Source organism: Pseudomonas sp. PGPR40 (assembly GCF_022014505.1).
Classification (GTDB): Bacteria; Pseudomonadota; Gammaproteobacteria; order Pseudomonadales; family Pseudomonadaceae; genus Aquipseudomonas.
This window is the reverse complement of the sequence record NZ_JAKLSP010000010.1, coordinates 162,034-172,604: the sequence shown is the minus strand read 5'-3', so window position 1 is coordinate 172,604 and position 10,571 is coordinate 162,034. Positions and strand designations below refer to the sequence as shown.

Annotated in this window: 9 protein-coding genes; 1 reads left to right on the top strand and 8 read right to left on the bottom strand. The window is 58.5% G+C overall.

The window, feature by feature from the left end:
* Positions 1-454 (top strand): IS3 family transposase (locus MEB48_RS11355; RefSeq protein WP_237884333.1); only part of this gene is annotated, 454 nt, incomplete at its 5' end.
* A 69-nt stretch (positions 455-523) separates the two neighbouring features.
* Here the strand turns inward: MEB48_RS11355 and MEB48_RS11350 are convergent.
* The 8 genes from MEB48_RS11350 to amaB form a co-directional block, all read right to left on the bottom strand.
* On the bottom strand, positions 524-1,294 hold the full coding sequence (locus MEB48_RS11350; protein ID WP_237884332.1) for an SDR family oxidoreductase: 771 nt from the start codon (positions 1,292-1,294) through the stop codon (positions 524-526).
* An 827-nt stretch (positions 1,295-2,121) separates the two neighbouring features.
* A complete protein-coding gene (locus MEB48_RS11345) occupies positions 2,122-2,838 on the bottom strand; it encodes an ABC transporter ATP-binding protein (RefSeq protein ID WP_052965916.1) in 717 nt (238 codons plus the stop codon).
* Positions 2,835-3,710 carry an ABC transporter ATP-binding protein gene (locus tag MEB48_RS11340; protein ID WP_237884331.1) on the bottom strand — a complete coding sequence of 292 codons (876 nt, stop codon included), beginning with the start codon at positions 3,708-3,710 and terminating at the stop codon, positions 2,835-2,837. The genes MEB48_RS11345 and MEB48_RS11340 overlap by 4 nt, the downstream gene beginning before the upstream one ends.
* Entirely contained in the window at positions 3,707-4,990 is a 1,284-nt protein-coding gene (gene livM / locus MEB48_RS11335; RefSeq protein ID WP_095052903.1) for a high-affinity branched-chain amino acid ABC transporter permease LivM, read from the bottom strand. The genes MEB48_RS11340 and livM overlap by 4 nt, the downstream gene beginning before the upstream one ends.
* A 3-nt stretch (positions 4,991-4,993) precedes the next feature.
* Positions 4,994-5,908 (bottom strand): ABC transporter permease subunit, encoded by a 915-nt coding sequence (locus MEB48_RS11330; protein ID WP_095052902.1) that lies wholly within the window; start codon positions 5,906-5,908, stop codon positions 4,994-4,996.
* Between the two features lie 242 nt (positions 5,909-6,150).
* Positions 6,151-7,284, bottom strand: coding sequence for a branched-chain amino acid ABC transporter substrate-binding protein (locus tag MEB48_RS11325; RefSeq protein ID WP_237884330.1), 1,134 nt, complete (start codon positions 7,282-7,284; stop codon positions 6,151-6,153).
* A 381-nt stretch (positions 7,285-7,665) separates the two neighbouring features.
* Positions 7,666-8,949, bottom strand: a complete 1,284-nt coding sequence (amaA, locus tag MEB48_RS11320; RefSeq protein WP_237884329.1) for an L-pipecolate oxidase — start codon at positions 8,947-8,949, stop codon at positions 7,666-7,668.
* Positions 8,950-9,068: 119 nt separating this feature from the next.
* Positions 9,069-10,559, bottom strand: coding sequence for an L-piperidine-6-carboxylate dehydrogenase (gene amaB / locus MEB48_RS11315; RefSeq protein WP_237884328.1), 1,491 nt, complete (start codon positions 10,557-10,559; stop codon positions 9,069-9,071).
* Positions 10,560-10,571: the final 12 nt, after the last annotated feature.

The window sequence follows — 10,571 nt, the reverse complement described above, 5'->3', positions numbered from 1 at the left end:
CACCTACATCAAAGTAAGGGATAGCTGGTTGTATCTGGCGGTGGTGATGGACCTGTTTTCGCGCAGAATCGTGGGATGGGCTTGCTCAAGAACTGCCGACACCGAGCTATCTATCAAAGCGCTTCGGCTGGCAGTAGCGCTACGTCGCCCGATGCCTGAGCTGTTATTTCACTCAGATCAGGGCTGTCAGTACACCGCCGACCGATTTGTTGCATGCCTGGCAGAAAGCCGGATCGTCCAGAGTATGAGCCGTCGCGGTAACTGCTGGGACAATGCGGTAGTAGAGCGTTATTTCAGAACGCTGAAACATGATTGGATGCCCGAAAACGGTTACCAAAATCATTTCGAGGCGGAGAAGGATGTGATGGACTTTGTCTGGCATTACAACCATCGCCGTTGCCACACAGCCTCGAATAACCTGCCGCCAGCCCTTTTTGAAGAGCGGGCGGCCTAATACTCCTACAGAGCGGTCCAAAAAAACTGGACCACAACAGGCTTGCCCGCGAATGGCCATTACTCGTTCTTACGCCTTGTCACTCTTACGCTCAATGGCAAACCCGCTCCAGGTCTGGCTCACCGGCATCAATTCAAGGCTGTTGATGTTGATGTGGGCCGGCGCGTTGAGTACCCAGAAAATGGTCTCGGCGATGTCTTGTGGCTGGATCGGCTCGGCGCCTGCGTAGGTGGCGTTGTAACGCTCCTGGTCACCGGCGAAACGCACCAGCGAGAACTCGCTCTCGCACAGGCCCGGCTCGATGTTGCTGACCCGCACGCCCGTACCTTGCAGGTCGCAACGCAGGTTCAGAGAGAACTGTTTGACGAACGCCTTGCTCGCGCCATACACGTGGCTGCCCGGGTACGGGTAGTTGCCGGCGATGGAGCCGAGGTTGACGATGCTGGCGCCACGACCGTGGGCGATCAAACGCGGTAACAACAAGCGAGTGCTGTACATCAGGCCTTTGATGTTGGTATCGACCATGGTGTCCCAATCATCAAGATCGCACTTGGGGGCCGGGTCCACGCCCAAGGCCAGGCCGGCGTTGTTGATCAGCCCGCGCAGCTTGGCGAAGGATGGCGGCAAGCTGGCAATCGCCTCCTCCATGGCCTTGCGATCCCGTACGTCGAGTACCAGCCCATGGACCTCGGTCTGCTTCGACAATTCGGCGCACAGGGCATTGAGGCGTTCTTCACGACGACCTGTCAGAACCAGTTTCCAGCCGGCTTCGGCAAAACGACGGGCACAGGCTTCACCGAAACCGGAAGTTGCGCCGGTAATAAACAGGGTGTTGGACATCGTGTTCTCCTTGCTTCGGCTGATGACAGCCCTTGGAATAGAAAATCAGTTGCCAGCATGCCCGGCCTTGTCCACAGCGGCAACCATCGCAAAAACGTACAAAAAACGATCAACACCAGCAACGCCATATGCACTGTGCCTTGCAGCCATGTACACGCACCTTATCCACAGGCCGGTCCACAGTTTCCGGGGGCAAGTGCAAAAGCTGCAAGCCGCTATCCACAAGGCTTTGCGGGCAGATTGGAAAGTTTTTTGCTTGACCCTTGGGTATCTGCTGTGTAGCCCCGGGCAATTTGCACGACCGGGCGGTTAAACCGACGATGGCGCCAAGCCAGTAACTACGGCCCTCAGCCGACTCTTTCCAGAGTTTAATCACAGACTTATCCACAGGCTTGTCCACCTCCATCTATACAGGGTTCACCCCGAACAAAAAGGTTGACAACGCCGGCTTGAGGTCCAGGAAAAACGCCTGATCAAAAAACAACCACACCTCTGCAAGCCACGGATTCAAAGGCTTGCAGCCAGCTACTCCCACGTTATTCACAGCCAGCTCCACAGCAAACGGGGACAAGTCAAAACCGTGACAAAACAGCAGTTTGCAGCGGCTTTATGTCGCGCTTCGAGAGGTCATGAATATTGTTTTCCACAATTTGCCGGCGGTCCCTGTAGGAGCGGGCTTGCCCGCGATTGCGGTGGGTCAATCCCGGGGATATTGGATGTGCCGCCGTCATCGCGGGCAAGCCCGCTCCTACAGGGTTGGTGGTGTTTTAGAGATGCAAAAAAGCCCCGGCGATTGCTCGTCGGGGCTTTTTGTTGCAAGGCAGAACTCAGTGGCCGCCGAGGTAGGCGTTACGCACCTCATCGTTCACCAGTAGCTCTTTGCCGGTGCCGCTGAGGCGGATCTCGCCGTTGACCATCACGTACGCCCGGTCAGACAGCTTGAGGGCGTGGTTGGCATTCTGTTCCACCAGGAAGATGGTCATGCCGGTGCTGGCCAGCTCCCGTAGGGTCGCGAAGATCTGTTTCACCACAATCGGTGCCAGCCCCAGGCTCGGCTCATCGAGCAGTAAGAGCTTTGGCCGGCTCATGAGCGCCCGGGCGATGGCGAGCATTTGTTGCTCGCCACCCGACATGGTCATGGCGCGTTGGGTACGCCGCTCTTCGAGCCGTGGAAACAACTCGAACATGCGCTGCATGTCTTCCTTGGCGTACTTGTCACCGATTGGAATCGTACCCATCAACAGGTTTTCCTCGACGGTCATGTCAGGGAACACCCGCCGGCCTTCCGGCGATTGAGCAATACCGTTGGACGCAATGTAGTGGGACGACTTGTGAGTGATATCCACACCCTGATAGATGATTTGCCCGTCAGCCGCTCGCGGCTGGCCGAAGATCGACATCAGCAGGGTCGATTTGCCGGCACCGTTGGAGCCGATCAGGCTGACGGTTTCACCTTCATTGATGTGCAACGAGACTTTCTTCAGGGCCTGAATCGGCCCATAGAATACGTCCAGATTCTTGAGTTCGAGGATGGGTGCACTCATACCACTTCCTCTTCTTCGGCGCCCAGGTAGGCGGCAATCACTTTCGGATCGTGTCGAATCGCTTCAGGCCCGCCCTCAGCGATGACAACGCCGTGGTCCAGCACCACGATGTGATCGGAAATACTCATTACCATGCCCATGTCGTGTTCAATCAGCACCACGGTCAGATCATGCTCGTCACGCAGCAGCCGGATCATCGCGCTCAGCGCTTCGGTTTCCTGAGGGTTGAGGCCGGCGGCCGGTTCGTCGAGGCAGATGATCTGCGGCCGGGTACACATGGCCCGGGCGATTTCCAGACGGCGTTGCTGACCGTAGGACAACTCACCGGCCAGGCGGTTGGCGCAGTCCACCAGATCCACCACTTCCAGCCAATAAAACGCGTGGTCCAGCGCATCGCTTTCGGCCTTGCGGTAACCCTTGGTGTTGAGGATGCCCGACAGCAGATTGCGGTTGACCCACATGTGTTGGGCCACCAGCAGGTTTTCCAATACCGACATTTCCCTGAACAGGCGGATATTCTGGAAAGTCCTTGCCAGGCCGGCACGGTTGATCAGGTGCGTGCCACCGAACATCTTGTAGTGGAGCCGGCCGAGGAAACTTCTCGGCGAAACGAAATCGATGGCCTTGAACGGTTCTCCAAGCATTTTAATGACGTCGGTTTTCACCCCACGGGCATTGAGTTCGATGTGCCCGCCGGACGCTTTATAAAACCCGGTCAGGCAGTTGAACACCGTGGTCTTGCCCGCGCCATTGGGGCCGATCAACGCGAAGATCGAGTTGCGTTTGACTTGCAGGCTGACGTTATTCAGGGCCTTGATGCCGCCGAAGTGCATCATCAGATTTTCGACCGAGAGAACGATTTCTTCGCTCATGGCGCCACTCCTTTACGTGGGGTCACACCGGTACGGCTGATCCGGATCAGGCCGCGCGGTCGCCAAATCATCATCAACACCATCAGGATGCCGAACAGCAGCACGCGATATTCAGCGAAGCCGCGCAGCAGTTCCGGGGCGACGGTCAGCACGAACGCCGCAATCACCACGCCGATGGTCGAGCCCATGCCGCCGAGTACCACGATGGCGAGGATCAGTGCCGATTCGAAGAAGGTGAACGAGGTCGGGTTGACGAAACCCTGATAGGTGGCGAAGAACACACCGGCCAGACCCGCCGTCGATGCGCCAATGGTGAATGCCGACAGCTTGACCAGTACGTGATTCAGGCCCATGGAACGACAGGCGATTTCGTCTTCGCGCAAGGCTTCCCACGCGCGACCGACCGGCATGCGGGTCAAGCGGTGCTTGATGTACAGGACGGCCAGAACCACCAGGAACAACACCGCATAGATGAAGTAGTACTTCACGTCCGGGTTATAGGCGATGCCGAAGAACTCATGGAACGGGACACCGCCCTCCTTCGCCCTTTTGCCGAACTCGAGGCCGAAGAAGGTCGGCAATGGAGCCGCCATACCGTTCGGGCCGCCGGTCAGGGATAGCCAGTTATTGAGGATCAACCGGATGATTTCACCAAAACCCAGGGTCACGATCGCCAGGTAGTCACCGTGCAGACGCAGCACCGGGAAACCCAGGATGCAACCGGCCAACCCGGCCGTGATTGCCGCCAACGGCAGCACCGTCCAGAAACCCAGCCCCAGGTATTGATAACCGAGCGCCAGCCCGTAGGCACCGATGGCATAGAACGCCACGTAACCCAGGTCGAGCAGGCCGGCCAGGCCGACCACGATGTTCAGCCCCAGGCCCAGCAGCACATAGATCAGCCCCAGGATGACCACGCCCAACAGGTAGGAGTTGGAGAAAAACGGGAACACCACGGCGATGACGATCATCAGCGGGATGATCCAGCGCAAGCGGGATTTGTAATCGGGCGGCAGTACATGAACCCCCGAGCCGGTACTTTCAAAGCCCTCCAGAATGCTCAGGCCCTTGGGGGTTTGCAGGAACAGGCTCAAGGCAAAGCGGCCGGCCATGACGATGGCGACAATCCATGCCACCCGGGTCGCTTCCAGGTTGAAGCCGTAGCCGTCGAGGACTACGCCGACAATCGGGCCGAACACAATCAGGGCCACCAGGCCGGCAAGAATCGCGTCAACCAGGCTTCTTTTGAGATCAATGGTTTTTTTAGTGGTTGAAGACATCGCTTACACCTTCGACACAAGAGGACGGCCGAGCAGGCCTTGGGGCCGAAAGACCAGAACGAGAACGAGCAGCGAGAAGCTGAAGACGTCTTTGTAGTCCGAGTTGACCAATCCGGAGAACAGCGACTCGGAGATCCCGAGAATGATCCCGCCGAGCATCGCACCGGGCAGCGAGCCAATCCCACCGAGCACCGCAGCGGTGAACGCCTTGATGCCAATGATGAAGCCCGCATAGAAATCGAATGTGCCGTAGTTCATGGTGATCAGCACACCGGCCAGGGCCGCCATTGCGGCACCGATGATGAAGACGTAGGAAATGACCCGATCGGTGTTGATCCCCAGGATCGAAGCCATCTTGCGGTCTTGCTGGGTGGCGCGGCACATACGGCCGAGCTTGGTGTACTTGATGACGTAAGTCAGCAGGGCCATCCCGACAAACGCTGCGATCAGAATGAAGATCTTGGTGTAGGTAAGCTGGACGAAGCCGGTCCCGACTTCAACGCGCCATGCACCGGTCAGCAATGTCGGTACGCCCTGTTGACGGGCGCCTTGGGAAATCTGTGCATAGTTTTGCAGGATCAGCGAAATACCGATGGCGCTGATCAGCGGTGCCAATCGGGTGGAGTTACGCAGCGGTTTGTAGGCGACGCGCTCGATGACCCAGCCGTACACCGCCGTAATGATGATGGTGAAGACCAGTGTGCCAAGCATCAGCAGGGGGAAGGATTCAATACCGAAGTATGCCAGCAGAGCCAGACTGATTGCCGCGAGATAAGCGGAAATCATGTAAACCTCGCCGTGGGCGAAGTTGATCATGCCGATGATGCCATAGACCATTGTGTAGCCGATGGCGATCAGGCCATAGACCGACCCGAGGGTCAGGCCGTTGACCAGTTGCTGCAGGAAAATACCATCCATAACGCAATCTCACGCAATGAGAACCTGCACGCCTGTGGGTGTGCGGTTTTCTTCTAGGGAAAATACAGATTTACGTCGGAGCAATGTCAGGCGCGATCACACAGGCCATCATGGCCCCCCGTAGGAGCTGGCTTGCCAGCGAATGCGGTTGAACATTCGACAACGTTGTCGTCTGCATGTCCGCCTTCGCGGGCAAGCCCGCTCCTACAAGGGATCTGGAGATCAGGCGATCGCGTCAGCCCTTACTTCTGTTTTTCCAGCTGGTGGTATTTGCCATCCTTGTCCCACTGGTAAACCACGTAGTCGGAGACTTTCAGGTCGCCCTTGGCGTCCCAGGTCTTCTCGCCCATCACGGTTTTGACCGGATTTTTCTTCAGCCACTCGGCCGCTTTTTCGCCATTGTTGGATTTGGCGCCATTAAAGCCTGCCGCCAGGGCCTGGACCGAAGCATAGGCGTACAGGGTATAGCCTTCAGGCTCGGTGCCTTTCTTGCGGAACTCGTCCACTACGGTCTTGCTGTCAGGCAGCATGCGGGGGTCGGCACCAAAGGTCATCAGCACACCGTCGACGAATTGCGGACCACCAGCGGTGGTGACCAGCTCGTCGGTTACGATGCCATCGTCGGACATGAATTTGACGTCTTTGAGACCTTGCTCACGCAACTGACGAACCAGAGGACCGGCCTCCGGGTGTAGACCACCGAAGTAAACGACGTCGGCACCCGCGCCGCGGATTTTGGTGACGATGGTACTGAAGTCTTTTTCGCCACGGGTCAGGCCTTCATACAACACCGGTTTCACGCCGCGTTTTTCCAGCTGGGCCTTGGTGGCATCCGCCAGGCCTTGGCCGTAGGTGTCCTTGTCGTGCAGGACCACCACTTTCTTGCCCTTGAGCACGTCGACGATGTAGTCGCCGGCCACGATGCCTTGCTGGTCGTCACGCCCGCACATACGGAACATAGCACTCAGGCCGCGCTCGGTAACAGCCGGGTTGGTGGAACCTGGAGTGATCGCAATGATGCCTGCTTCGTCGTAGATCTCGGAGGCCGGTATGGTCGACGAGGAGCAGAAGTGACCGACTACGCCAGCGACTTTCTGGTTGGTCAGGTCCTTGGCGACCGTCACAGCCTGCTTCGGTTCGCAGGCGTCATCGCCTTTGACCAGTACGATTTTTTCCCCGTTTACACCGCCAGCGGCGTTGACCGCATCAGCGGCTGCCTGCGCACCCTTCATGTACTGTTCGCCAAATGCGGCGTTGGCGCCGGTCATCGGACCCGCCACACCGATTTTCACATCAGCCTGTGCAAACGCAGATACACCCAACGCAGCTGCCACTGCGAGGGCCAGAAAGCCTTTCTTGTAAAACGTCTGGGACATGAGGTGGTGCTCCTAGGTTTTTTTTAGTTGGCACTGCGACTTCACTGAAAAAACTCTTCACCGAAAAGCTCAGAGCAAGGGCCGTGCCATCGGTTTTTTATTCTGAAAAAAGTCGCTGCCTTGTTGTTATTTCGACTGTTTCGGGCCCATTTTCATTGGGCGTGCAACCGTCTAAACCGCGGGAGGTGAAACCATTTATTTTTTAAGGCGCAACCCGCACGCGCCATCATTGCAACCGCTGCGCCAAACGATGTGCAACCAGCCTGTAACAGCCCGCGTCACCGAACTGCACACTGCTGGTGCGAGGACTGCTACAACCCGCACCATTACAGGCTAGCCGCTTCGCTGAAAAGCGCCGCTTCCCGCAACATATTTCAACAATCAGATCACGATCCGCAGGCACTGGCCCGCGTGATACAGCGAGAATCCAGCCTCATACAGACAGCTTCGCAACCCCACACCCGCCAATGGCTGCATCGGCGCGAAGGGAATCGGCAGGGCTTGAGGATTGCCATTACACAAATAATCGGCAAAGGCCTTGCCGACCACTGTACCGGTGGTTACGCCGCGGCCGTTGTAACCGGTGACGGCCACCAGACCCGGCGCCGGCTCGAACAGGCGCATCAAATGATCGGGGGTGAAGGCAATGCAACCGGTCCAGGTGCACTCCCACTCCACCGGCTTCAGGTACGGAAAGTAATGCTGCTGAACCCGGTCGGCCCAGGCTTTCAGGAACCAGGTCGGTTTCTGGTTGCCATTACCCAGACTGCCGAGCAACAAGCGCCCTTCGGCATCGCGACGAATGCTGCTGAGCACCTGCCGGGTGTCCCAGGAACCCTGGCCACCGGGCAGAATCTGCTGCGCGGCGTCTTCGCTCAGCGGCACCGAAGCCACTTGATAGTAATAACCGGGGAAAAAGTTGCGACGCAGCTCCGTCCAGTCGCCTTCGGTATAAGCATTGGAGGCGATGACCACCTGCTCGGCCAGCACCGAACCCTGGGCGGTCTGCACCGACCAGCGCTGGCCCTGACGCTCGAGTCGGGTCACCGGGGAATGATCGAACAGCTGACCGCCGAGGCCGATGGCCGCATTGGCCAGCCCCGTGGTATAGGCCATCGGGTTGATCGTTCCAGCACGCCGATCGAGCAACGCGGCGGCGATCTTTTTGGTGCCCGTGGCTTGTTCGCAGGCTTGGCCGGTCAACAACTCGACCGGTGCCCCACGTCGCTTCCATTGTTTCTCACGACTGCGCAGATCCGCCTCGCCACGTGCGTTGTGCGCCATGTGCAGCGTGCCTTCGCGGCGTAATTGGCAATCGATGTTGTATTTGTCGACCAGGCTGAACACCAGCGACGGCGCCGCACCCAGCATGTGATTGAGCTGACTGCCGACCGCCTCGCCAAACCCGGCTTCGATTTCATCCGGTGGAATCCACATCCCGGCGTTGACCAGCCCGACGTTACGCCCCGAACCACCATGCCCGGCGCGATGCGCTTCCAGCACACAGACGCTTTTACCTTGTTCCAGCAGATGCACCGCCGCCGACAGACCGGTGAAACCGGCACCGATGACGCAGACATCCACCGTCACCTCGCCCTTGAGCGCCGTATTGTCGGGCCTTTGCGGCGTCAATTTTTCCCACAGACACTCTTCGCGTAACGGCATTGCCAGACTCCAATCCGAAACCTAACAAACAAAAAAGCTTCGCTGGCAAGCCAGCTCCTACACGGGTCATGTGCCGCAACACAAATCCTGTAGGAGCTGGCTTGCCAGCGAAGGGGCCGTCAGTCGAACGTAATGCCCTGAGCCAACGGCAACTCCAGCGAATAGTTCACGGTATTGGTCTGACGGCGCATGTACCCACGCCATGCATCCGAACCGGATTCACGTCCACCGCCCGTCTCTTTCTCGCCGCCAAACGCGCCACCGATTTCCGCGCCGCTCGGGCCGATATTGACGTTGGCGATGCCGCAATCGCTGCCCACCGCCGACATGAACCGCTCGGCCTCACGCACGTCGGTGGTGAAGATGCACGACGACAAGCCTTGTGGCACGGCGTTGTTCAGGCGCAGCGCCTCTTCGAAATCGTTGTAACCGATCACGTACAGAATCGGCGCAAAGGTTTCGTCGCGCACCACATCGCTCTGCTCCGGCATTTCGACGATGGCTGGCGAGACGTAGTAAGCGTTAGGGAATTTGTCTTCCAGCTGACGTTTGCCACCGAACACTCGGCCGCCTTCGCTCAAGGCCTGCTCCAGTGCGTCCTGCATGTTGTCGAAGCTGTGCTTGTCGATCAGTGGCCCGACCAGATTGCCTTCCAGCGGATGGCCGATGCGTACCTTGGAGTACGCGGCTTTCAGGCGAGTGACGATTTCTTCCTTCACCGACTCATGGGCGATCAGGCGACGCAAAGTGGTGCAACGCTGACCGGCGGTGCCGACGGCGCTGAACAGAATTGCCCGTACGGCCATGTCCAGATCGGCGCTTGGGCCGAGGATCATCGCGTTGTTGCCGCCCAGTTCGAGAATGCTGCGAGCGAAGCGTGCAGCGATTTTCGGCGCCACTTCACGGCCCATGCGGGTGCTGCCGGTGGCGCTGACCAGCGCGACACGCGGGTCATCGACCAGGGCTTCGCCAGCATCGCGACCACCGATGATCACCTGGCTCAGGTGCGGCGGGGCATCGCTGAAATTCTTCAGGACGCGGTCGAACAACGCCTGACAGGCCAACGCGGTCAGCGGAGTTTTCTCGGACGGTTTCCAGATCACCGGGTTACCGCAAACCAGCGCCAGTGTGGCGTTCCAGGCCCAAACGGCGACCGGGAAGTTGAACGCACTGATCACGCCAACGATACCCAGCGGGTGCCAGGTTTCGCGCATGTGATGGCCAGGACGCTCGGAGGCAATCGTCAAACCGTACAGCTGACGGGACAGACCGACGGCGAAGTCGCAGATGTCGATCATTTCCTGAACTTCACCCAAACCTTCCTGAGTGATCTTGCCGGCTTCCCATGAAACCAGCTCACCGAGATCAGCCTTGTACTCGCGCAAAATGTCGCCCAATTGGCGCACCAATTCGCCACGACGCGGCGCCGGCACCTTGCGCCATAGTTCGAACGCATGATCTGCGCGACTGATGTGCTGCTCGACTTCAGCGGCGCCTTCCCAGTTCACGGCAGCGATACGGCTGCCATCGATCGGCGAATGCACCGGCACTTTGCCGTTCTGGTACAGGGTCGGGTTCACACCAAGACGATCAAGCAATGCGGCAACCATGGGTCACTCCTC

Bases quoted from the DNA above. Each gene is read 5' to 3' on its own strand.
- MEB48_RS11350 (WP_237884332.1), bottom strand. From the start codon at position 1,294: ATGTCCAACACCCTGTTTATTACCGGCGCAACTTCCGGTTTCGGTGAA.
- MEB48_RS11345 (WP_052965916.1), bottom strand. From the start codon at position 2,838: ATGAGTGCACCCATCCTCGAACTCAAGAATCTGGACGTATTCTATGGG.
- MEB48_RS11340 (WP_237884331.1), bottom strand. From the start codon at position 3,710: ATGAGCGAAGAAATCGTTCTCTCGGTCGAAAATCTGATGATGCACTTC.
- livM (WP_095052903.1), bottom strand. From the start codon at position 4,990: ATGTCTTCAACCACTAAAAAAACCATTGATCTCAAAAGAAGCCTGGTT.
- MEB48_RS11330 (WP_095052902.1), bottom strand. From the start codon at position 5,908: ATGGATGGTATTTTCCTGCAGCAACTGGTCAACGGCCTGACCCTCGGG.
- MEB48_RS11325 (WP_237884330.1), bottom strand. From the start codon at position 7,284: ATGTCCCAGACGTTTTACAAGAAAGGCTTTCTGGCCCTCGCAGTGGCA.
- amaA (WP_237884329.1), bottom strand. From the start codon at position 8,949: ATGCCGTTACGCGAAGAGTGTCTGTGGGAAAAATTGACGCCGCAAAGG.
- amaB (WP_237884328.1), bottom strand. From the start codon at position 10,559: ATGGTTGCCGCATTGCTTGATCGTCTTGGTGTGAACCCGACCCTGTAC.